The organism is Acidobacteriota bacterium, assembly GCA_018001935.1.
GTDB lineage: Bacteria > Acidobacteriota > JAAYUB01 > JAAYUB01 > JAAYUB01 > JAGNHB01.
Window position 1 is genome coordinate 1 of record JAGNHB010000010.1, and the last position, 21428, is coordinate 21428.

At 68.2% G+C, this 21428-nt stretch carries 20 protein-coding genes and 2 pseudogenes; 10 read left to right on the forward strand and 12 right to left on the reverse strand.

Annotated elements, in window-relative coordinates; translation table 11 throughout:
- Window positions 1-359 precede the first annotated feature (359 nt).
- Genes KA419_05935 through KA419_05955 form a run of 5 tightly spaced genes read right to left on the reverse strand, consistent with a single transcriptional unit; the run spans window position 360 to window position 3987 of the window.
- Entirely contained in the window at window positions 360-1079 is a 720-nt protein-coding gene (locus KA419_05935) for an ABC-2 transporter permease (GenBank protein MBP7865472.1), read from the reverse strand.
- A complete protein-coding gene (locus KA419_05940) occupies window positions 1076-1984 on the reverse strand; it encodes an ABC transporter ATP-binding protein (protein MBP7865473.1) in 909 nt (302 codons plus the stop codon). Before KA419_05940 ends, KA419_05935 begins: the two co-directional genes overlap by 4 nt.
- Window positions 1981-2646, reverse strand: coding sequence for an ABC-2 transporter permease (locus KA419_05945; protein MBP7865474.1), 666 nt, complete (start codon window positions 2644-2646; stop codon window positions 1981-1983). Before KA419_05945 ends, KA419_05940 begins: the two co-directional genes overlap by 4 nt.
- Window positions 2643-3593 (reverse strand): ABC transporter ATP-binding protein, encoded by a 951-nt coding sequence (locus tag KA419_05950; GenBank protein MBP7865475.1) that lies wholly within the window; start codon window positions 3591-3593, stop codon window positions 2643-2645. The genes KA419_05945 and KA419_05950 overlap by 4 nt, the downstream gene beginning before the upstream one ends.
- 10 nt (window positions 3594-3603) lie before the next feature.
- A complete protein-coding gene (locus KA419_05955; protein MBP7865476.1) occupies window positions 3604-3987 on the reverse strand; it encodes a GntR family transcriptional regulator in 384 nt (127 codons plus the stop codon).
- A gap of 293 nt (window positions 3988-4280) precedes the next feature.
- Here KA419_05955 and KA419_05960 point away from each other — a divergent pair, with 293 nt between their 5' ends.
- From KA419_05960 to KA419_06000, 9 genes are all read left to right on the forward strand, one after another.
- On the forward strand, window positions 4281-5249 hold the full coding sequence (locus tag KA419_05960) for a MoxR family ATPase (protein ID MBP7865477.1): 969 nt from the start codon (window positions 4281-4283) through the stop codon (window positions 5247-5249).
- On the forward strand, window positions 5246-6121 hold the full coding sequence (locus KA419_05965) for a DUF58 domain-containing protein (protein MBP7865478.1): 876 nt from the start codon (window positions 5246-5248) through the stop codon (window positions 6119-6121). The genes KA419_05960 and KA419_05965 overlap by 4 nt, the downstream gene beginning before the upstream one ends.
- 2 nt (window positions 6122-6123) lie before the next feature.
- Complete coding sequence (locus KA419_05970; protein MBP7865479.1) at window positions 6124-6651, forward strand: hypothetical protein; 528 nt, start codon at window positions 6124-6126, stop codon at window positions 6649-6651.
- Complete coding sequence (locus KA419_05975) at window positions 6648-7655, forward strand: VWA domain-containing protein (protein MBP7865480.1); 1008 nt, start codon at window positions 6648-6650, stop codon at window positions 7653-7655. The genes KA419_05970 and KA419_05975 overlap by 4 nt, the downstream gene beginning before the upstream one ends.
- The gene (locus tag KA419_05980; protein MBP7865481.1) at window positions 7652-8683 is read left to right on the forward strand and encodes a VWA domain-containing protein; all 1032 of its coding nucleotides are present in this window, start codon (window positions 7652-7654) and stop codon (window positions 8681-8683) included. The genes KA419_05975 and KA419_05980 overlap by 4 nt, the downstream gene beginning before the upstream one ends.
- Complete coding sequence (locus tag KA419_05985) at window positions 8683-9714, forward strand: hypothetical protein (GenBank protein MBP7865482.1); 1032 nt, start codon at window positions 8683-8685, stop codon at window positions 9712-9714. The genes KA419_05980 and KA419_05985 overlap by 1 nt, the downstream gene beginning before the upstream one ends.
- A 418-nt stretch (window positions 9715-10132) precedes the next feature.
- Window positions 10133-10963 (forward strand): gamma-glutamyl-gamma-aminobutyrate hydrolase family protein, encoded by an 831-nt coding sequence (locus KA419_05990; GenBank protein MBP7865483.1) that lies wholly within the window; start codon window positions 10133-10135, stop codon window positions 10961-10963.
- 52 nt (window positions 10964-11015) lie between these two features.
- A complete protein-coding gene (locus tag KA419_05995) occupies window positions 11016-11939 on the forward strand; it encodes a metalloregulator ArsR/SmtB family transcription factor (GenBank protein MBP7865484.1) in 924 nt (307 codons plus the stop codon).
- 169 nt (window positions 11940-12108) lie between these two features.
- The gene (locus tag KA419_06000; protein ID MBP7865485.1) at window positions 12109-13362 is read left to right on the forward strand and encodes an adenosylhomocysteinase; all 1254 of its coding nucleotides are present in this window, start codon (window positions 12109-12111) and stop codon (window positions 13360-13362) included.
- Between the two features lie 39 nt (window positions 13363-13401).
- Here the strand turns inward: KA419_06000 and KA419_06005 are convergent, their stop codons facing one another.
- Together KA419_06005 and KA419_06010 are read right to left on the reverse strand one after the other, a co-directional pair.
- Window positions 13402-13671 (reverse strand): hypothetical protein, encoded by a 270-nt coding sequence (locus KA419_06005; protein ID MBP7865486.1) that lies wholly within the window; start codon window positions 13669-13671, stop codon window positions 13402-13404.
- Between the two features lie 3 nt (window positions 13672-13674).
- Window positions 13675-14223: an RNA polymerase sigma factor gene (locus tag KA419_06010; protein MBP7865487.1), complete on the reverse strand. Its 549-nt coding sequence runs from the start codon at window positions 14221-14223 to the stop codon at window positions 13675-13677.
- A 352-nt stretch (window positions 14224-14575) separates the two neighbouring features.
- Here KA419_06010 and KA419_06015 point away from each other — a divergent pair, with 352 nt between their 5' ends.
- Complete coding sequence (locus KA419_06015; GenBank protein ID MBP7865488.1) at window positions 14576-14926, forward strand: hypothetical protein; 351 nt, start codon at window positions 14576-14578, stop codon at window positions 14924-14926.
- Between the two features lie 269 nt (window positions 14927-15195).
- On the opposite strand, the gene KA419_06020 is transcribed toward KA419_06015, so the two are convergent.
- The 5 genes and pseudogenes from KA419_06020 to KA419_06040 all read right to left on the reverse strand — a co-directional run bounded on the left by KA419_06020 (window position 15196) and on the right by KA419_06040 (window position 21416).
- Window positions 15196-16650, reverse strand: a complete 1455-nt coding sequence (locus tag KA419_06020; GenBank protein MBP7865489.1) for an amino acid permease — start codon at window positions 16648-16650, stop codon at window positions 15196-15198.
- 124 nt (window positions 16651-16774) lie between these two features.
- Window positions 16775-18148 carry an alpha amylase C-terminal domain-containing protein gene (locus tag KA419_06025; GenBank protein ID MBP7865490.1) on the reverse strand — a complete coding sequence of 458 codons (1374 nt, stop codon included), beginning with the start codon at window positions 18146-18148 and terminating at the stop codon, window positions 16775-16777.
- Between the two features lie 17 nt (window positions 18149-18165).
- A pseudogene (locus KA419_06030) lies at window positions 18166-18579 on the reverse strand (1,4-alpha-glucan branching protein).
- Window positions 18565-18891 (reverse strand): annotated as a pseudogene (locus tag KA419_06035) (hypothetical protein). The pseudogenes KA419_06030 and KA419_06035 overlap by 15 nt, the downstream one beginning before the upstream one ends.
- A 203-nt stretch (window positions 18892-19094) precedes the next feature.
- A complete protein-coding gene (locus tag KA419_06040; protein ID MBP7865491.1) occupies window positions 19095-21416 on the reverse strand; it encodes a PEP/pyruvate-binding domain-containing protein in 2322 nt (773 codons plus the stop codon).
- Window positions 21417-21428 lie beyond the last annotated feature (12 nt).

Consider the following 21428-nt stretch of genomic DNA (forward strand, 5'->3'; position numbering starts at 1 on the left):
CCCCCCGCAGAAAGCCCACAACAGCGAAGGAAACAACTCTGAAAGGGTTCGGGGCCTGATCAATCCCCAAACTCGACCCATCGCTGCGCGAAGTCCCAGGGGTGAGCCTCCCCGGACCGGCGGCCCGGGATGGGATCAAGGACACTTTATGGAGGTCCATGAGTGAGTGTCCTTGACTCGATCGAGTGGGTGTCCCCTCCCCGGTGTCCCCTCCCCGGTGCCCGCCCGGACTCAGGTCTCTGCCCCTAACGGCTTACCAGGCAACTCTTAGGCTCATCCTAATCCGGAGCAACCACGTCAAATCCTGCTCCGCCGTTTCAGTCAAACCACATGAACACCCGAACGGCTCACAACCCGGGTTACAGGTCCCGCTGCCGGTAGAACCGGATGGAGAGGGCCAGGGAGGCGGCGGCCAGGGCCACGGTCAAAACCGCCAGGAGGGCGAGGAGCAGGGGCGCTCCCCAGAGGTCGCGTGCGGCCGAGAGCGCACTCAGGATCGTCTTCCCCGGCGCGCGAAGGACGGATGCGACCCAGGAGGTCCCCGTCGCGGGGAGAAGCGTCGCCGCGAGGTGCTGGAGGACGCTGACCAGCACCGAGAGCCCCAACAGGGAGCAGGCGAAAACCACCGGGCCCCGTGCCGCACCGAAGCGGAAGGCAAAGGGGAGGTAGACGATCAGGAGCCAGGCGAGGAGGAACACCAGCCCCAGGGCCGCGGCGGCGACCGTCAGCGGTGGCACGGCGGGCCAGCGCACCGGGGGGTAAACCGTCCACAGAAGCGCCGACCAGCCCACGGCAGCGGCCAGGCCGATTCCCACGCCGAGGGCCGCGGCCGCGTATCGGGCGGCCACCAGTTCCCACCGTCGCAGGGGGAGGCTTGCCCAGAGGCGGTCCGTGGGGTGCCTGGCCTCCACGAGGAGCGGGCCGATCGCCAGGAAGAGAGGGAACAGGGTCGTCAGCATCAGGTACACCCCGGGAAACGGGAAGGCCGCGGCCCCGTGCACGGCGAAGACGCCCGCGGCCAGCGCCAGCCACCTTGCGCAGGACCGGAGGTCCCGCCAGACGAAGAGGATGATGTTCACAAGGCCTCCCGATGTTCCGCGGACGTGAAGACCACCAGGTCCTCCAGCGTGGCGCGATCCACCACCGTCCCCGGCCCGAAGCGTCGCCGCGCCTCCGCCGTGTCGGGGGTGAGGGCCTCGAAGCCGTGGGGGTGGCGCCGGCAGCCGACCAGAAGGCCGCCCTCCCGACCGTCCAGCACGTCGAGCCCGCCCCGGACCAGCCCCCAGGTGTCGCGGAACGATTCGACCGACGTGGAAAGGGCCACCTTTCCGCCCTGGAGGAGAGTCACGTAGTCCGCCACCCGATCCAGGTCGGCGGTGAGATGGGTGGAGAAGAAGACGGCGCACTGCTCGTCCTGAAGGACCTCCAGGAGCAGGTCGAGAAACCGCCGTCTTGTCGCCGGGTCCAGGCCGGTGGTGGGCTCGTCCAGCACCAGCAGCTCGGCCCGGTGGGACAGGGCCACCGCCAAGGCGAACTGGGTTTTCATCCCCCGGGACAGGGCACCGAACCGGCGTTTCATCGGCAGGCCGAACTCGCGGGTCAGCGAGCGGAAGCGCGCCTCGTCCCAACGGCGATAGACGGGTGCCAGCATTGACCGGATCGCCTCCAGGCTGAGGAAGGGGGGGAAGGGCGGCGACTCGTGGACGAAGCCGACGCGGGACTTCACCTCGGTCTCGCGCACGGCGGGGTCCAGCCCGAAGATCTTCACCTCTCCGGCGTCCCGACGGGCCAAGGCAAGGAGGATCCGGATCAGGGTGGTCTTCCCGGCGCCGTTGGGGCCCACCAGCCCCAGGATGGCGCCCCGGGGGAGACGCAGGGAAACGTCCTCGAGGGCGAACCCCGGGTAGCGCTTCGCCACCCCGCGAAGGACCACCGCGTCGTCTCCGGAGCGGGCCTCGGGGATCGGGCCGCCGGCGAGGCTCACAGGTCCCTCCGGCTCAGGATGCGGCTGCTGAGGCGGCACGAACCCCAGGCCGCCAAGGTCAGGAACACCGCCAGAAAGAGGTAGAAGACGGGGTCGCCCGCCCTTCCCCGCAGGCCCCGGACCGACGCCGCCAGGTTCCCCAGGGCGCCCCGGCCGCTCCCGCCCGAGGCGGCCGCGAAGAGGAGCACGGTCCCCAGCAACTGGACGACCGCCATGAAGATCAGCATCCCGGCGAGCCCGAAGCGAAAGACCAGGGGGAGGGTGGCGCTGAGAAACAGCACCCCCACCGACGCCGCCAGGGCGAGGTTGGCCGGGGCCAGCATAGTGAGTGTCTGGGGCCTTTCCGGGTAGAGCACCCACTGCACGACGATAACGAGTGTCACCAGCACGGTGATGCACACGCCTCCCCCCAGGTAGCGGGCCCGCACCGTGTCGCACCGCCGGAGGGGAGAGGCCGCGAGGACCTCCCGGGCGTGGAACCGGTCCTCCCGGGCCACCGTCACCAGCGGGATGATGGCCCCCATGAGGGCGGTGATGGCTAAAAACTCGCCCTGCGTCCCGCCCACCGGCTCCCGCGCCAGCAGGACCAGGAAGAAGGCCAGGAAGAGTGCCAGGATCTTCCAGTTCATCAGGATGTCATAGCGGATCACGTTCAGGGTCATGCGTTCCTCCTCTCCGCCGCGCCCGGTCTCCCCGGCCGGCGGGATCCGGAAGGGGCGGGAGCACGGGAATCGTCACCTCCCGGCAGGGGATAGCCTCCCGTCCCGTACAGCACCAGGATATCCTCCAACGTCGCCGGCTCCACCACCGCCCGTCCCGCGAAGGCGGGACCGGCTTCCCCGCCGAGACCGGTGAGGGCCTCCATGCCGAACTCCCCTCGGCGCACCCCGGCGAAGAGGCGATGTTCCTCCCCCTCGAGGAGACCGCGGTCGCCCCGGACCACGCGCCATCGTTCCCGGACTACGTCCCGGGGAAGGGAAAAGACCAGCCGGCCATTGCGGATGAAGGCGACGTAGTCGGCAATTCGCTCCAGGTCGGTGGTGATGTGGGTGGAGAAGAGCACGGAGCGCTTCTCGTCCTGCAGAAAGGCCGAAAGCCGCCCCAGCAGTTCCCGGCGGAAGAGGGGGTCCAGGCCCGCGGTGGGCTCGTCCAGCAGGAGCAGATCGGCGCCCCGGGCGAGGGCCAGGGCCAGGGCGAACTGGGTCTTCTGCCCCTGGGAGAGCTTTCCGAACCTCGCCCGGGGTTCGAGGCGGAACTCGGCCATCAGGCCCCGGAACGTGGCCGTCTCCCAACGGGGGAAGAAGGACGCCGTGGCGGAAGCGATAGCCCGCAGCGTGGCGTCGTCGAAGAAACGGGGTTCGTCCGGGACGAACCCGATGCGCGCCTTCACCGCGGCCTCGTCCCGGACACTGTCCCGCCCGTCCAGGGTGATGGACCCCGAGTCCTTCCGCACCAGGTTCATCACCATCCGGATCAGGGTGGTCTTGCCCGCCCCGTTGGGCCCCACCAGGCCCATGATGCACCCGGCCGGGACGCCGAAGGAGACGTCCTTCAACGCGAACCCGGGATAGGTCTTTCCGACACGGTCGAACACGAGGAAATCACTCATATGGGCCTCCTCACCCCTGCCCGTCGTCCACCCAGAGCAGTTCCAGCATCTCCGCGAGCTGCCCCGGGCCCAGCCCCATCGTCCGGGCCTCACGGACCGCCTCCGCCAGCTTCTCTTCCACGACCTTCATGCGTTTTTCCCGAAGGAACTCGGGGTTTTGGGCTGCAACGAAGGTCCCCTTCCCCCCGACGGTGTCCAGATAGCCCTCCCGCTCCAGTTCGTCGTAGGCCCGCTTGGTGGTGATGACGCTGATCTGAAGGTCCTGGGCCAGACGGCGGATGGACGGGAGGGGGTCTCCCTCCGCCAGTTCGCCGGAGAGGATCTGCGCCTTCATCTGGCGAACGATCTGCTCGTAGATGGGGTCCGGGCTGGCATTGGAAATCACGATCTTCACGAAAGCCTTCCGAATCGGGATGTGTACAGGCCGTTATGCCTGTATATATCGTTCATATACAGTATTACCCCGAGACCGGACGCCTGTCAAGAAAAAAATCGAGGGATCGACAAACCCGAACCGCACGCGTGAATCTCCCGGAATCGCCGGACGTCACGGCCGCCCCAACCGTTCGAACGACCTGGCCGGCCGGTTGGGAGGGCGTCCGGGGAGGCTCGTACTTCAGGGATTCCCCCCGGCCGGTTCGGTGGTATACTCCCGGCCTGGACAACGCAGTGACAAGGAGCGTGGCGATGGCGACAGCATACCAACAGGCGTGGGAAACCCTGGAGGCGGTCCGGCGAGAGACGGCGAGGGGGCTGGTGGGGCAGCGGGACTTCGTGGACGCCCTCCTCCTGGGGATCCTGGCGGACGGGCACCTGCTCATCGAGGGCGTCCCCGGGCTGGCCAAGACCCGGGCGGTGAACCTCCTGGCGCGGATCTGCCGGATCCCCTTCAAGCGGATTCAGTTCACCCCCGACCTCCTCCCCGCCGACATCACGGGCAACCGGGTCTACAACCACTCCACCGCCACGTTCGAGACCCAGAAGGGACCCATCTTCGCCGGTTTCATCCTGGCGGACGAGATCAACCGGGCCCCCGCCAAGGTCCAGTCGGCGCTACTGGAGGCCATGCAGGAGAAGCAGGTCACCATCGGGGACCAGACCTTTCCCCTGCCGTCGCCCTTCTTCGTCTTCGCCACGCAGAACCCCATCGAGCAGGAGGGCACCTACCCCCTCCCCGAGGCCCAGTTGGACCGGTTCCTGATCAAGGTGGTGGTCCCCTACCCCTCCCCCGAGGAGGAAGCCGCCATCCTCCGGATGGTGACGGCGGAGACGGCTTTCCCCGAAGTCCGGCCGATCCTGGAACCGGAGACGGTGACCCGGCTCCAGCAACTGACCCGGGAGGTCTACCTGGACGACAAGCTCGTCCGCTACATCGCCGAGATCGTGCACGCAGGCCGGTCCCCATCCCGCTGGGGGCTGGACCTGGCCAACGTCGTCCAGTACGGGCCCTCGCCCCGGGGCGGCATCGCCCTGGCGAAGCTGGCCCGGGCCCGGGCGGTCCTGTGCCGCCGCGACGCGGCCCTGCCGGACGACGTCAAGGCGGTGGCCCACATGGCGCTTCGCCACCGGGTCATCCTGACCTACCACGCCGACGCCGAGGGGATCCGGCCCGAGCAGGTCATCGACCGCATCCTGGAGAAGGTCCGGGTGCCATGAAAGACGTCACCGACCTCCTGAAGCGGGTCAAGGCGCTGGAGCTGACGGCGCGGCGCAACGTGACGAGCTTTGTCGCGGGGGACTACGTGACCACCGTCCGCGGCCGGGGCATGACGTTTTGCGAGGCCCGCAAGTACGTCCCGGGGGACGACACCCGCCTCATCGACTGGAACATGACGGCCCGCAGCGGCGAACCCTGGGTCCGCGTCCACCTCGACGAACGCGAGCGGGAGATCTTCGTCGCCCTGGACGTGAGCCCTTCCATGCGCACCGGCTGGCAGGAGAAGACCAAGCTGGAGTACGCCGTGGAGCTGGCCGCGACCCTGGCCGTCTCCGCCGTGGAGACGAAGGACCGGCTGGGGTACGTCCTGTTCGCCCGGGAGGTGGAGGCCTTCGCCCGCCCGGTCCGGGGCCGTCGGCGGCTCTTCGAGGCGCTCCGGGCCTTCCTGGGCGCCCTGGACGGGCCGGCGCGGCCCTGCGGCGAGTCGGACCCGCGCGCCGCCGTTCACGCCGTGCAGAAGCTCAAGGGAAAGCGGTTCGCCGTCTTCCTGATCTCCGACTTCATCGACCACGACATCCCCGACGATTTCCGCTACGTCCAGGCCCGGCACGACGTCTCCCTGCTCCACATCTACGACCCGCTGGAGTACGCCGTCCTCCCCGAGGTCCGCTTACCCGCCCACGCCCCCGAAGGCCCCCGCCGCGTGGCGCCGAGCGGACCTGGCTGTGCCGGGCCCCTGGAGGCCATGCAGGCTTTCCTGCGGGACACGGCGGAGCGCTACCGGATGCGGGTGGCCTCCCTGTCCGTCCGGGAGCCCGTGGACCGCGCCCTGCGGCGGTTTTTCCACCTGAACCTCCCCCGGGTCGTCTGACGATGGGACCCGTCACGTCCACCCCCCTGACGATCGAGCCCCTTCCCCACCCAGCGGCCCCGCTCGTCCCCCTCTTCCCGGACTGGGTCGCCACGGTCGCCTGGCTGGGGCTCTTCGCGGCCCTCCTGGCCCTGTGGTTCTGGGTGCGGCACCGGATGCGGCCGCGCCCCGCCCCCGCCCCGGCCGAACCGCCGTTCTCCCCCCCGCCCCCGACCCCGCGGGCCGGCATCGAGGCCCGGATCCGGGAGATCCGCCAGGAGGGCTGCCGCACGGGCGAGTTCCGGGCCGGCTGTCACGCCTTGTCGGCCCTGATGCGGTCCCACCTCCAGAGCAGGCTGGGGAAGCGGCTCGAGACGCTGGCGGCGGAGGAGATGGGCCCCGTCCTGGGCGACCCGGTCACGGCCGGGTACTTCCTCGACCTCGCATTGCTCCAGTTCGGGCGTGACGAGCCCGGCGGCGAAGCCTTCATCGGGGTCTGCAACCGCTCCGTCGAGATCGCCCGGGCCCCTGGGCCGCGGAGGCTGCCGTGACGGGCGAATTCACCTGGCTCCGGCCGCTCTTCCTCTACGGGCTTCTCCTGCTGCCGTTCTTCACCGTGCTGCGACTGGCCGTCGCCCGGCGCCGGAGTGTGGCCTACGCCCCGCTGCAGTACCACCCGCCCGCCGGTTTTCGCCGGCTGGCCCTCCCGGCGGCGGTTTTCCTGGAGGCCCTCTGCCTGGCGGCGGTCCTGGCGGCCCTGGCGGGACCCGCGCTTCGCCACGCCGCCACCACGGTGACCCAGGAGGGGGTGGACGCGGTCCTGGTGCTGGACATCTCCGCCTCCATGCAGGCGGCCGACTTCTCACCCAACCGCCTGGAGTGCCTCAAGCGACTGTCCACCGACTTCGTCCGGCGGAGCGGGACCAACCGGATCGGGGTCTTCGCCTTCGCGGGGGACTGTTTCACCCAGAGCCCCTTCACTACCGACCACGCCGTCCTGGCCACCCTCATCGACGGCCTCGACTACACTTCCATCAACCACTCCACCAGCGGCGGCACCGCCGTGGGGGACGCAATGGTCACGGCCATCAAGGCCCTCCTGCGGGTCCGGGTCCCCGGCCGGGACCAGGTCCTCATCCTCATCACCGACGGGCAGAGCAACCGGGGAATCCGGCCCGAGACCGCCATCAAGTACCTCAACGAGAACGGAATCCGGTTTTACGCCGTCGGGGTGGGCGGCGAGAAGCCCGTCAAGGTCTTCATCAACGGAAAACCCTTCATCAATACCGAGGGGCAGCAGCTCGAGACCTCCCTCGACGACACGGAACTGAGGAAACTGGCCGCCCTGGCGGAGGGACGGTTCTACCGGGCCACCGACGCGGACGTCCTGCAGCGGGTCTTCGCCGAAATGGCCCGGCTGGAGACCGGTCCCGTGGCGGTGCAGACCCGCCACCACACGGAATCCCTGTCCCCGTGGGTCTCCCTGGCGGGGCTGTTCGCCTTCGGCACCTGGCTCGGCCTCTGGGGGCTGGCGGTAAGGAGGCCCTTCCGATGATCCGCTTGGCACACCCCTGGGTCTTCTGGCTCGAAATACCCCTGCTCCTGCTGTGGTTCGAGGTCCTGCGCCGCCAGTTCCCCGCCCTGGCCCGCCTCCGCGAGAACACGTCCCCCCTGGGCCTCGCGACCCTCACCGTTTACGGGCGGCGAACCGTCTGGGTCCACCAGGTGTTTCTCCTGCTCCTCGGGCAGCTCCTTCTGGCCGCGGCGGCGGGCCCCTACCGGCACGCCGGTGCGGAGGCCGCCCCGTCGGGCGGGGTCGTCATCGCCCTCGACGCCTCCGTCAGCATGTACGCCGAGGACGCGGGCAAGCACCCCCACACCCGCAAGCCCTTCCGAAACCGCTTCGAGCAGGCCCGCGCCTTCGCCGCCGACCTGGTCGATGCCCTCCCCGGGACCCCCGTAGGGCTCGTCTCCTACAGCGGGGCCGCCGTGCTTCACGCCCCCCCGACCCTGGACCACGCCGCCCTGAAGGAACTGATCGCCCAGTTGAGCTTCCACGCCGGCGACGCCTCGGGCTCGGACTTCACCCGGGCCTTCGACACGGTGATCCACCTGGTGGGACGGGAGCGCAAGCCGTATCGCGTCGTCCTGGTAGGCGACGGCGAGATGCCCCGCCGCCTCGACTACGCGCCCGGCCTGGACCTATTGGTGAAGAACGGGGTGACGGTCTTCACGGTGGGGGTCGGGACGGCGGATGGGGCCGGGGTCGTTGTCTACGACCCCGAAGACGTGCGCCGGGGCGCCGACAACCCCACCGTGATCCGGAGGGTCCACTCCCACCGGGACGACGACACCCTCGAGGCCATTGCCGACCGGACGGGGGGCGGCTTTTTCCCGATTTCGGACGGTTTCTGGGCCGACACGCTGGCCCCTCGGCTGAAGGGCACCCCCGGGAGCGACGGGGCGGGGCCCGGGACAGTCGATCTCTCCGCCTGGCCGCTGGGCCTTTTCCTGGCGGGCTTCGGCGTGGAGACCCTCCTGGTGGCCGCGCTTTACGACCGACGCCGCAAGGGGGTGGCGTGATGGCCCGGCGTCCGGCGAAACCGCGAAGGGGGTGCCGCACCTTCCTCCTGCACGTCCTGGTGGCGGGGGCCCTGCTCTGGCTGGCCCACTGCGTCGTGCACCGGGTCGCGGGCGGGGCTTTTCTCGCCGCCCGATGGAACGGGGAGGGGACCCGCCGTTTCGCCGAGGGAAAGCTGCCGGCCGCCCGTGCCCTCTTCGAGAAGAGCGCCGCCGAGCGGTACCACGAGGAAGTCCCCGCCCACAACCTGGGCCGCTGTCACTTGGAGGAGAAGGACTACACCGAGGCCCACGCGGCCTTCGAGCGCTCCAGGGAGGCCTCGCCCCGCTTCGCCCCTTCCCTCTACAACGACGGGCACGCCCTCTACGGCTGGGGCGGCACCCTGGCCGACTTCCCGGGAGCGGACTCCGGGGAACGGGAGGAGGCCTGCCGGCGGGCCGACCTGCTGAAGAAGGCGGCGGCCCTGTGGGAACAGGCGATCGCGTGTTTCGAAGCGGCGGAGAAGGCGGCGGGGACGGACGCCCTCCGCCGCGACGCCCGGGAAAATGCCGCCTTCCTGCGACGGGAGCTGGAAGTGCTGAAGCGGCACCAGGAGGAATACCGGCGACGGTGCGAGGCGGAAAACGCCGGCGGCGGGGCTTCCGGCGGCAGCCAGGGCCAAGGGCAGGGTCAGGGGGGGCAGCAAGGCCGGGGGCAGGGGCAGCCGCCGTCCGCTGGCGGGCAGGGCTCGGGCGGACAGCCACCGCCCGCCGCCTCCCAGGGTCGGGGGCAGCCCCCACCCGCCGGAGGTCGGCAGGGGCAGCCGCCATCGGGCCCCAAAGGGGGCGGAGCCGGTCAACAACCCCCGTCCGGGGGCGGTGGTTCAGCGCAGGCGGGGAGCGGCCTGTCCGAAGCAGAGCGGGAGGAGATCGAAGCCTCGGTGCGCCGCCAGGAAAAACAGCGCCGGGAAAAGGGTCATTTCCACCGACAGACCGCCCCCCAGCAGTGGCGGAAGAAGGCCCCGGGCGAGGGCGGGCGGGAGGTGCTGTGGTAGGCTGTTAAGCTGTTAGGCTGTAGGCTGTAGGTCCGGAGGGATCTCATCGGAATCGGAATCGGGATCGGGATCGGGATCGCTAACGGGGTCGGTATCGGTATCACAATCGGGGCTGCAAGCGCAGTCGAAACGTCGCGGGCCGTACCCTGCGGAGTGCGGCGCGCAGGCTGCCAGAGCGCCGCTTTGACCGCGCCGCGCAGGCTGCCGGAGCGGCGCGGCCCAAACCCGAAGCGCGCGCTTGGCGGAAGTTGAAGCACCTGGGCGCGAAGGCACGGGGAGAACCGGGCCGGCATGCCCCGCAACGGCGTGTTCGTGAGGTTCCTGGTTCAATTTCCGTGTCTTTCGTTTCTTCCGTGGTTCTATTGGCCTGGATGTCACGCCTGGGCAGGAAGGCCCGGGACGGAGCGGAGGTGACCTGATGCTGTTTCGCAACCATCTGTCAATCAAATGTCCGGCTTTGATCGCCCTCGCCTTGGCGTTGACGGGGTACGCCCTGGCGGCCGGGCCGGTGGTCGGCCTCATCCTCAACGCCGAGCAGGCGGCGGACCTCGCGGCGGGAAAACCGGTGGCCGCCCGGTACGTAGCAGCCGTGGAAAAGGCCGGCGGGACCGTGCACTTCTTCGTCCTCGGGGACAACGCACCCGGGACGATCGGGAAAATGGACGCCGTCGACGCGCTCCTGATCCCCGGCGGCGACGACATCGCCCCCGACCGGTACGGCCAGGCGGCGGACCCGCGGCTGGAGACCGTCGAGCCCGCCCTGGACGCCTTGGAGTTCGCCCTCTACAAGGCCGCCCGCGACCGCGGGATGCCGGTGCTGGGGATCTGCCGGGGCTGCCAGTTCATCAACGTCTTCCACGGGGGAACCCTCCACCAGGACCTCCCCACGGGGTACCGCCGGAAACCGGCCGTCCCCCACCGGTGCAAGGACGGGGAAAGCTATCTCCGAAGCGACCACACGGTCACGATCCGGAAGGGTTCGCTCCTCGCCCGGGCCTCCGGGGCAACCCGCCTGACCGTCAACTCCTATCACCACCAGGGCCTCGACCGGATCGGCCGGGGGCTCACCGTGACCGCCCGGTCGGCCGACGGCCTGCCGGAAGCGGTCGAGGGGAAGCACGGACCCTTTCTCCTGGGGGTCCAGTTTCACCCGGAGCGCGACTTCGAGAACGAGCCCCCCTTCGAGGGCATCTTCCGCGCTTTCCTGGCAGCGGCGGAACGGTACCGGGCGGGGAAAACCGCGTTTTGACCTTGACATCGGGCTCGATATGTTTTATCAATACATCGACAGGTGTTGATGTATGGATGCATTGTTCAGACTTCTCGGGGACGAAACGCGGTTGAGGGTGCTCTACCTCCTCTCCACGGGCGTGTACGGCGTCGGGGAGATCGCCGAGACCCTCGGCCTGGCCCAGAACCTGGTGTCCCACCACCTCCGGGCGCTGTCGGACGGGGAACTCATCCGATCCGACCGCCAGGGGCGGATGGTATTCTACCGACTCCAGGATACGGGATCGGCCCCCGAGGCTGCCCCGGTCCTGTCGCACTTTCTGAACTGGGCCGCCGCGCGCCCCCCCTTCTCCGTCGACCGCGAGCGGGGCGGACGGGTCCTGGGCCGCCGCCCGGAGCGGAGCCGGTCCTTCTTCGCCCGCCACGCCGACCGCTGGGATGGTCTCGCCGCCTCCACGGTGGACGTCGCCCGGTCGAAGGAACTGCTGGCTCAACTGCTCCCACCGTCGGGAAACGGGATTGCGGCGGACCTCGGGACCGGGACGGGGTCTCTCGTCCCCTGGTTGTCGGGGCGGTTCGAACGGGTCATCGCCGTGGACGCCTCCCGGGAGATGCTGAACCTGGCGGAACGGAACCACGCCGGCCCCCGCACCGAGTTCCGACTCGGCGAACTGGAGCACCTCCCCCTGCCCGACGTCTCGCTGGACGCGGCGGTGATGCACTACGTCCTGCACCACTGCGCCCGCCCCGAGGCGGTGTTCCCGGAGGTCCGGCGGGTGTTGCGCCCGGGGGGGGCGTTCGTCCTGTTCGATTTTTTGCCGCACCGGGAAGAAAAATTCCGCGTCGAAATGGGGGACGTCTGGCTCGGGTTCAGCCTGGGGGACATCGAACCGTTGTTCGTGCGGAACGGGTTCCGGCTCGATCCGCCGATGTCGTTTTCGACCCCGAGCCCCGCGCTGGAAGCCTTCGCGTTGAAGGCCGTCCGCTGCGGCTGAGTCTCGACGGGGATCCGCCACAAGGAACACAAAGATCGCAAAGGAACCGGGCATGTTTTACCCAGGCTCGAGACCGTTATGAAACGATGTCAGTCTCTGTGAGATCCGAATCCGGGCTTTTTGCGATCGTGTCAATTCTGAATTCTCAAATCTCTTTCAAGGAGTTTCAATGAACTACAAAGTCAAGGACCTCGCCCTCGCCGAGCAGGGCCTCCTGAAGATCCACTGGGCAGAGTCCCGCATGCCGGTGCTCATGGCCCTGCGTGAAAAGTACTCCAAAACGAAGCCCCTGGCCGGGATGCGCATCGCCGGCTGCCTCCACGTCACCAAGGAGACGGCGGTGCTGGTCCGGACCCTCAAGGCCGCCGGCGCGGAGCTGTCCTGGAGCGGCTGCAACCCGCTGTCCACCCAGGACGACGTGGCCGCCGCCCTGGCCTCCGAAGGCCACTCCATCTACGCCTGGCACGGCATGAACAAGGAAGAGTTCTACTGGTGCATCGACAAGACCCTCGAGTTCAAGCCGACCCTCACCCTGGACGACGGCGCCGACCTCATCTTCACCGTCCACAGCAAGTACCCGGAGCTCGCCGCGCAGATGGTCGGCGGGACCGAGGAGACCACCACCGGCGTCCACCGCCTCCGCGCCATGGCGGACGACGGCAAGATGCTCTACCCCGTCATTGCCGTGAACGACGCCGAGACCAAGTGGGACTTCGACAACGTCTACGGCACGGGCCAGTCCTCCATCGACGGCATCCTGCGCGCCACCGCCGTGATGCTGGCCGGCAAGACCTTCGTGGTGGCCGGTTACGGACACTGCGGCAAGGGCTGCGCCATGCGCGCCCAGGGGCTGGGCGCCAACGTCGTCGCCACGGAAGTGAAGCCGACGGCCGCCCTCAAGGCCATGCTGGACGGCGTCCGCGTGATGACCATGGACCAGGCCGCCGCCATCGGCGACATCTTCATCACCGCCACCGGGATGAAGGACGTCATCGTCAAGCGCCACTTCGAGTCCATGAAGGACGGCGCCATCGTCTGCAACACCGGCCACTACGACTGCGAGCTGAACCTGGATGACCTGAAGTCCATCGCGGTCTCGGTCCAGGAGATCCGGCCCAACAACGAGGAGTACACCCTGCGCAACGGGCACCGGATCTACGTCCTCGCCCAGGGCCGCCTGGTGAACCTGGCGGCCGCCGAGGGGCACCCCTCCGAGGTCATGGACATGAGCTTCGCCAACCAGTTCATGAGCATGGTGCGGCTGGCCCGCGAGGGGCGAACCCTCGAGAAGAAGGTCTACGACATCCCGCCGGAGCAGGACCAGGAGATCGCCGGCGTGAAGCTGGAGACCATGGGCATCGGCATCGACACCCTCACGGAAGAGCAGATCGCCTACGCGCGCGACTACTCCGCCGGGACCTGATCGTAAAAACGGGTCCCCTCGAAGCGAGGGGACCCCGTTTTACCTTGCTCCCAGGAACTGGACGGCACGCATCAGGGCACAGAAGAGCCAACCGGCCCCGAGGATGCTGCCGGCGATGCGGGCGGCGAGGCGCAGCGTCGCCGGGCCCCAGGCCGGAAAGGCCAAGCCGAGGCGCCGGGTGCGTTTCCGGAGCATCGTGAGAGTCTCATATCTCAGCTCCCGCGCCGTTTCAGCCGAAACGTCGAGGGCCGGGAGCGCAGACAGTTCCGTCAACCACTTCGCATCGTCTTCCTTGCCAGGCTTCATCATGTTTCAGCCCTCCTCCATCAGACCGGCCAGTTTCTCGCGGGCGCGGGAAAGTCGCTTGCGCGCGGCCTCCGGTGTCAGCCCCGCCACGGCGGCGGCCTCCGACGGGCTCATCCCCGCCACCCCCACCAGCAGGACCATCTCGCGGTAAATGAGCGGCAGCGCGGCCACGGCGCGCTCCAGCCGGCGCCCGCGTTCCCCCGCCGACAGTTCCTCCAGCGGTGTCCGGGTGGCGGCGGACGGCCAGTGGAAGGCGAAGACCTCGCCCAGCCGGCCGGCGTCCCGGTTCCGGGAACGGAGGTGACTGTAGTAGAGGTTGCGGGCCACCCGGAACAGCCACGGGCCCAGGCACGTGTCCTCCCGCAGGTCCACGGCCCGGCAGGCCAGGCGGATCCAGGTTTCCTGGAGCAGGTCCTCCGCCAGGTCCCGCCGCCCGCACAGGCGCACCAGAAAAGCGAAGAGCCGCGGCCGCCAGGCGTCGAACACCTCGTCGAACGCCGACGCGTCGCCGGCTTTCAACCGAACCAGCCGCTCTTTGTCCGTGGTTTCCGTCACGGTACCCGTCCTCCGGAACACCTTCCCTGCGACTATAACGCCGGAGAGGCCACCGGCGTGACCGATTTTCATTCGGAAAGCGGAGTGCGGTCCCCGGCTCAGATCCATCGTCCCTTCAGGACGAGTCAGGGCCGTCTGGAGTTCCTGTGGTTCGTGTTGAATTCCGTTTATTCAGATCGGGGAAACCTGACAGGAGTCCCTTCGCTGTTCTTTTCACTCTTGTTTGCACGAGTCCGTTCACTGCGGGAATTTTACATGATACTCCTGCGATTCCTGCCTGTTTTTGTCCGGCTCGGTCACGATTTCCGACCTCCGGCGTTCTATACGGGTGAGATCGATATGGGAGGTTGTCATGGAAGTCGTATTCAACGCCCTTTTCCACGTGCCGTTCATCCTGGTGCTGTGCGGTTTCCTGCTCACGTACGCCGTCTCCTTCGCGGTTCGGCCCACGGAGCGGAAGCTCTCCATCCTGCGCCCGCTGTCCGCGGCGGTGGTGTTCGCCCTGCTCAGCGCCGCCTGCGGCGGGGTCGGCTGCGCCTGCTTCAACGCCGCGAAGGCCACCCCGGAACTCATCGGCGGACCGGCCGTGCAGCACTTTTACGCCGGGCTGTCCGAGGCCATGGTCCCCGCCGTGGTGGGTTTCGCCGTCCTGGCCCTGGCCTGGGCGGTCTCGGCCGTCGGTTTCAAGCGGCAGACGGAGTAGCGCGCCGCAACCTGCCATGGCGCAGGGCCGGGCACCGGCGGCCGCTTCCCGGTTCCCTCCGTGATGGTCGACAGGCTGTCGTTCTCGCCCGTTCTGAAGGACCTGGCGGGATTTAAAAAGGACCAAAGGACCCAAAGGACGTAAAGGACCAAAATGACGGCGTACCCTCGACGGTTGGGTCTGCTGTCCTTTAAGTCCTTTAAGTCCTTTTGGTCCTTTGGTCCTTTGGTCCTTCACGCATGAGGTTTGCGGGCCGGAAACGCAGGCTTTCACCGTACTTCCTGCTCCTGTTTTTCGTCCGGGGAACAGGGGGCGGAGAGCGGGGGAGGGCCCAGGGTTCGCACCCGGCTGTGACGGCGTCCGTAGGCGAGGTAGAGGACCAGGCCGATGACGAACCAGACCAGGAGCCGCAACCAGGACTCCCGGGAGAGGCTGAACATCAGCACGAGGCAGATGAGGACCCCCGCGACGGGGGTGAAGGGGAAAAAGGGCACGCGGTAGGGGCGGGGGGCGTCGGGGTCGGTCCTCCGCAGGATGAAGACCCCGGCGCAGACCAGGATGAAGGCGAAGAGGGTCCCGATGCTCTCCATGTGAGCGAGTTGCTCGATGGGGACGAAGGCGGCGGCCAATCCCATCAGCGTCCCCGAAACCAGGGTGGTGGCGGTGGGGGTGCCGAAGCGCGGGTGGATGCGCGAGGCCCAGCGGGGCAGGAGGCCGTCGCGGGACATGGCCAGCAGCACCCGGGGCTGGGCGATGAGGTTGGCCACCAGGACGCTGGTCAGGCCGGCGATGGCCCCGGCGGCGATGATCGCGGAGAAGAAGCGGAGCCCGACGCTCTGGAAGGCCTGGGCGATGGGCTCGCCGGGCTGGATCTCGGTGTAGGGGACCATGCCGGTCAGCACCACCGAGACCCCGATGTAGAGGACCGAGCAGATCACCAGGGACCCGATGATGCCGACGGGCAAATTGCGTTGGGGGTCCTTCACCTCCTCGGCGGTGGTGCAGACCACGTCGAAGCCCAGGTAGGCCACGAAGACCAGGGCCGCCGCCCCGAGGGTCCCGGCCGCGCCAAAGGGCATGAAAGGGTTCCAGTGGGCGGGGTTGACGTAGAAGGCCCCGACGACGATGACCGCCAGCACCACCGTCACCTTCACGACGACCAGGGCCCGGGTCAGGCGGGCGCTCTCCCGGATCCCCACCAACACCAGGCCGGTAAGGCCCATCACCAGGAGCAGGGCGGGGAGGTCGATGAAGCCCCCCGCCACGCTCCAGGGGTCGTTGGCCAGCCAGACGGGGAAACGGATCCCCATGCTCTCGAGGACTCCCAGGGCGTACTTGGACCAACCGCTGGCCACCATGGCCGCCCCGATGCCGTACTCCAGGACGAGGTCCCAGCCGATCACCCACGCCACCAACTCGCCGAGGGAGGCGTAGGTGTAGGTGTAGGCGCTGCCCGCCACCGGGATGAAGGCGGCCAGTTCCGAGTAGCAGAGGGCGGCGAAGGCGCAGGCCAGGCCGGCCAGGACGAAGGAGAGGACCACCGAGGGGCCGGCGTCCCGGGCGGCGACACCCGACAGGACGAAGATCCCGGCGCCGATGATGGCCCCGATGCCGATGGCCAGCAGGTCGAAGCGGCCGAGCCGTCGCTGCATGCCCCCGTGCTGCTCCTCGGTATCGGCCAGGATCAGTGCCAGGGGTTTGCGGGCAAAGAGACGGCTCGCCATGGTCGCACCTCCAGGAAAACACGATCAGATTGAAGGCAGAGAAGGAGCCGATTTCAACGACAGTCCAACTGCCCTACGCCACCGTGGCCGGCGTTGAACACTGCCCCGGCGAGAGGCCCTGCGCTCAGGGCCTCAGGGGGAGGCCGGGAAGGGTGCCGTCAAGGTAGAGGGCCAGGACCGCGAGGTCGGCGAGGTCGGACTTGCCGTCCTCGTCGAGGTCCATCCAGCGGGCGTCGGGGGCGCAGGTGCCGTTGGCCGCGTACCAGCCCGCCAGCAGGACCATGTCCTGGGCGTCCACCACCCCGTCGAGGTTCATGTCGCCGTAGGGCAGGTACGGTTTCCAGGCGCTCTCGGGGACGTAGACCTGCACCGAGTAGGGCGACATCACGACGTTCGCGCTGTAGCCGAGCCCGTCCTGGGGCTGGGCGTCCGCGGTCACGTAGTGACCCTCGGCGTCCTGGAAGTCCGCGGAGTAGCGGCGGCTGTCGCCGTGGAAGACGCACACCCACCGCCCGGCGAAGGGCAGCCCGACCCGGTAGGCGCTCCGGGACTCGTTCCGGAAGTTGGCGATCACCACGGCGTCGTCGGCGCCGCCGCCGGCGTTCCAGCGGTGCCAGCAGAGGACCTTCTGGGTGTCGTCCACCCGGAAGACGTTGATGTTGGAGGCGCGCAGCCCGGGGTGGGCCTTGCGGAGCCGGATCATGTCCTGGTACAGGGTGAAGATGCCGGCGTAGGCGGCCTTGTAGGCCCAGTTGATGCGCCCGTCGTAGGAGCCGCCGGAGCCGTCGGTGTCGGCCCACCAGCCGTCCATGAGGTACTCCTGGCCCATGAAGATCATGGGCACGCCGCACGCGGTGAAGAGGACCGCCGCCCCCAGGGTGGAGCGCTTGCGGGCCCAGTAGCTGTCCGGGTCGGCGCTGTCGATCTCCGAGGGGACCCGCTGCTTGCCGTTGGCGTCCTCGTCGTGGCTCTCGGTGTAGATCACCTGGTGGGTGGCGGTGTTCTGGTAGGACGGGACGATGGCGTCCCGGACGGACGTCATGCTCCGGGTGTTGTCGTCGGCGGGCTTGATGGCGGCCCGGAGCGTGTGGACGAACCGGGCGTGCCACTGGGAGTCGAACCCCATGGACCACGGCGGGTTGGACGTCACGGGGGCGGTGATCTCCCCGTAGTTCTGCAGGTCCTCGGCGATCATGAAGACGGCGGGGTGCTCCGTGTCGAAGGTGGTGTTCATCTCCTTGAGGAGGTTCCAGCCGTCCATGAGGTCGGTGCCGTCCTTCTGGCGGATGTAGAGGGTGGCGTCCCAGCGGAGGCCGTCCACGTGGAACTCCTGGATCCAGTACCGGGTGTTGTCCAGGATGAAGCGGCGGACCTCGGCCCGGGAGTAGTCCGGCCGGGTGTCACCCCAGGGGTGTCGGCGCGCCAGTCGTTGTAGAAGTAGATCCCCCCGCGGTACTCCGCCGGGGAGCTGGTGTTGTACCAGCCGTCGTACTGCCACAGGTCCAGGTCCCACGGGCCGTAGTGGTTGTGGACCACGTCGAGGACCACGGCGATCCCGGCCTGGTGGCAGGCGTCCACGAAGGCCTTGAAACCGTCGGGCCCGCCGTAGGTGCTCTCGGGGGTGAAGGGGAGGGAGGGGTTGTAACCCCAGGACCGCTCACCCTGGAACTCGCCCACGGGGAGGACCTCCACCGCGTTGACGCCCAGCTCGACGAGGTAGGGGACCTTGCCGAGGGCGTCCCGGAAGGTGGCGGGGGAGTTGGACACGCCGTCGTTGCGCCCGCTGAAGGTCCCCACGTGCATCTCGTAGATCACCCAGCGGTCGGGGGAGGGGGCCGTGAAGCCGGCGTCCTGCCAGGCATGGGCCGCCGGGTCGTAGACGTAGCACCAGCCCGCCGAGTGCTCGACTTTCCGGGCGTAAGGGTCCATCTTGAAGAGGTTGTTGTTGAAGTACCCCAGGATGCGGTACTTGTAGCTGTCCCCCGGCTGAGCGCCCGGGACGGTGGCCTGCCAGATCCCGCCGCCCACCTCGGTCATGGCGGCGGGGGACCCGGAGAAGCTTCCCTCCACCGACACGCTCTTGGCGTTGGGCGCCCAGACGCGGAACACCACGCCGCCGCCGGGCAGCACCGTGGCGCCCAGGGCCGCGGCGTCGCCGGGGGCGTTCGCCACGGGGGTCGAGGCTCCGACGACCGGGCCGAACAGGATGAAAACAAACAACAAGATGGTGTTTCTCGCCATGGGTCACCCCTGCGTCATTTTTCCCGCGTGATCTCGAACTCGTCGTCGACCGGTTCCGGCGACCGAAGCGCTTGGGCCGGCCCGACGGCGGCAGCTTCGGATGCCGCCGCCGGGCGCCCGGTCCCGGGCTCCGGGCAGCTCTCGAGCTAAAGCGTGTCGTAACTCAGGTCCGGTCCGCCGGGCCATTCCACCGGAGCGGGATTCTACCCGCGTTTTAAAAACGCCAGGGCCTGGTCGTTGTCGCCGTCCATGATGACGGAGAGGGTGGCGTCGTTGGCGGCGCGGGGCACGTGGATGACGCTGACCACGTGCTCCAGCGCTTTTGCGCCCGGCACGAACTTCCGCAGGAGGTTGGCCGACTCCCTGAAGAACGGTTCGTTGAAGAAAACCCCCTTGTCGTCGGGGTAGAGGGGCAGGTAACGGATGTTGGCCTCCACCAGGTCCTGGAAGAAGTGGGTCCCGAAGGAAAGTTCCGGAACGTAGCCCTTCTTGGTCTTGGCGATTTCGATGAGCATGGCGGTGTTGTTGATGTCGCTGTAGGTGACCCGCACGCCCAGCTTGATGTCGCCGCGGCTGCCCCAGCGGCCCGGCCCCATCAGGAGGAACTTCCGGGTGGGCAGCTTGGAGTTGAGCTCGGCCACCAGCTTGCCGACCGCCACCAGGTCGTCCATGGTGGGCAGGGCGTCGTAAGCCAGCGGGTCCACGTAAACCACGTACTCCAACCCTTCGATTTGTGCCGAAGTGACGAAACGATTCGCGGAGAAGAGCCGGTCGCTCTCGGGCACGTCGCGGGGGACGGGGACGGTGACCCCGATGTCCCCCATGCTCTGGGGGCGGCACTGGAGGAGGTAGGGCTTGTGGACGTCCCCCTCGAAGGCGAACTCGATGTCCACGGGGTAGCCGAGGGCCTCCTCGAGGACCTTGAGCATCGCCTTCAGCTCGGGGATGAAGGGGGAGCGCTGGATCAGGTTGGCGAAGGTGACGGTGGGGATACCGTCGTTGAGGTTCATCATGTTGCCCACCGTGGGGAGGATCTGGCCGTCCCGGTAGATGGAGAAGACCTGGGACATGGCGGGGAAGTCCTTCCCGCACTCCTGGAGGAGGAAGCCGAGGTCGAGGGTCTCGAAGCGGCAGGTCTCCATGTTGATGACGTCGATCTTCTTCTGCGAGTAGTAGAGGATGTCCTCGGGGGTGACGTTGACGCGCAGGCCGGGCTGGGCGGGGCAGATGAGGGTCGGGTAGTCGTCGCCCACGCGGTCGACCGCCCGGGTGCCGAGCCCCGCCACGAGGCGGATGATGCCGTCGGTCCGCTTGATGCGGGGCGACCAGCGGAACTCGTTGCGGCTCATGGCGACGCCGGCGAAGGCGGGGAAGTAGTACTTGCCCACCCGGCGCCCCACCACCTCCTGGATGACGATGGCCATTTCCTCGTTGAAGTCGAGGAGTCCGCGCTCGCGGCGGTACTCGATGGGGTCGGGGCCGAAGATGCTGGAGTAGACCTCCACCACCGCGTCGGAGAGGGCGGCCAGGCGCTGGGTCTTGGTCCCCACGTTGGGGACGAAGAGGCTCTTGTACTTGCCGGCGAAGGCGGAGCCGAGGCTGTCTTCCAGGAGGCTCGAGGAGCGGACGATGATGGGCCTGTCGCCGAAGTCGTCCAGGGCCAGGCTCAGCTTGGTGACGATCCCGGGGGAGAGGGGGGAGTTCTTGAAGATCTGCTCCAGGTAGCCGAACTCCTTGCGGATCTCCGAGGTGTTCCGGTACTTGATGCTGGGGACCTCCTCCAGGGCGTTGTAGTGGAGGAAGTCGATGATGCCGTCCGAGGTGATGTACCAGGTCTTGGGGACCGTCAGGTTCCGCAGGACGATGTAGTCGGACTGGCTCTCGATGGTGGAGCGCAGGATCCGCTCGGCGCGGAAGAGGCCCGCCGCCTTGCCGCCCAGCTTGCCGTTGCCGCGGGAGGGGCCGATGGTCCGGGAGACGAGGTCCTGGAAGTCGGTGATGGAGACATGCTTCTTGGTGGTGTTGATGTACTCCAGGTTCTCGCTGAGGAAGCGGCGGATCAGGGCGGCGCGGATGCCGTTGCTCTCGTCGGGGGAGAAGCAGCGGGAGGCGTCGGGGATGAGGGTGTAGCGGTGGATGGCGTCGGTGATCTCCGCCAGGGAGCAGTCGCGGCGCTCGATGGCGTTGGTGAAGAAGAGGAGCTGGTCCTGCTTCATCCAGAGGCTGATCATGGTGGCGATCTCCTCGTCGTCGAGGACCTGGGAGGCGATGTTGAAGACCTCGTCGATGAACCTTTCCAGCTGGGTGAGCTCCACGCGGGGGGAGGGCTCGTTGGGGTTGTAGTTCACCTCCTCCAGGCGGCGCTCCGTGGCCTCGTTGAGGCGGAGCATGAGGTCCTCCGCCTCCTTCACGTTGCGTTTGAAGAGGTAGTTCATCATCTTGCGGCCGATGCGGTTCAGCACCGTCGGGTTGATCTCCCGCAGGAGATCCACGATCACGGCCCACTCTGCTTTCGGGTTGGACATGGGTGAAAACCT

What these genes read in the sequence shown, in the direction of transcription:
- KA419_05945 (MBP7865474.1), bottom strand. Translation starts at nt 2,646, where the DNA reads ATGACCCTGAACGTGATCCGCTATGACATCCTGATGAACTGGAAGATC.
- KA419_05950 (MBP7865475.1), bottom strand. Translation starts at nt 3,593, where the DNA reads ATGAGTGATTTCCTCGTGTTCGACCGTGTCGGAAAGACCTATCCCGGG.
- KA419_05960 (MBP7865477.1), top strand. Translation starts at nt 4,281, where the DNA reads ATGGCGACAGCATACCAACAGGCGTGGGAAACCCTGGAGGCGGTCCGG.
- KA419_05965 (MBP7865478.1), top strand. Translation starts at nt 5,246, where the DNA reads ATGAAAGACGTCACCGACCTCCTGAAGCGGGTCAAGGCGCTGGAGCTG.
- KA419_05970 (MBP7865479.1), top strand. Translation starts at nt 6,124, where the DNA reads ATGGGACCCGTCACGTCCACCCCCCTGACGATCGAGCCCCTTCCCCAC.
- KA419_05980 (MBP7865481.1), top strand. Translation starts at nt 7,652, where the DNA reads ATGATCCGCTTGGCACACCCCTGGGTCTTCTGGCTCGAAATACCCCTG.
- KA419_05985 (MBP7865482.1), top strand. Translation starts at nt 8,683, where the DNA reads ATGGCCCGGCGTCCGGCGAAACCGCGAAGGGGGTGCCGCACCTTCCTC.
- KA419_05990 (MBP7865483.1), top strand. Translation starts at nt 10,133, where the DNA reads ATGCTGTTTCGCAACCATCTGTCAATCAAATGTCCGGCTTTGATCGCC.
- KA419_05995 (MBP7865484.1), top strand. Translation starts at nt 11,016, where the DNA reads ATGGATGCATTGTTCAGACTTCTCGGGGACGAAACGCGGTTGAGGGTG.
- KA419_06000 (MBP7865485.1), top strand. Translation starts at nt 12,109, where the DNA reads ATGAACTACAAAGTCAAGGACCTCGCCCTCGCCGAGCAGGGCCTCCTG.
- KA419_06005 (MBP7865486.1), bottom strand. Translation starts at nt 13,671, where the DNA reads ATGATGAAGCCTGGCAAGGAAGACGATGCGAAGTGGTTGACGGAACTG.
- KA419_06015 (MBP7865488.1), top strand. Translation starts at nt 14,576, where the DNA reads ATGGAAGTCGTATTCAACGCCCTTTTCCACGTGCCGTTCATCCTGGTG.
- KA419_06020 (MBP7865489.1), bottom strand. Translation starts at nt 16,650, where the DNA reads ATGGCGAGCCGTCTCTTTGCCCGCAAACCCCTGGCACTGATCCTGGCC.
- KA419_06040 (MBP7865491.1), bottom strand. Translation starts at nt 21,416, where the DNA reads ATGTCCAACCCGAAAGCAGAGTGGGCCGTGATCGTGGATCTCCTGCGG.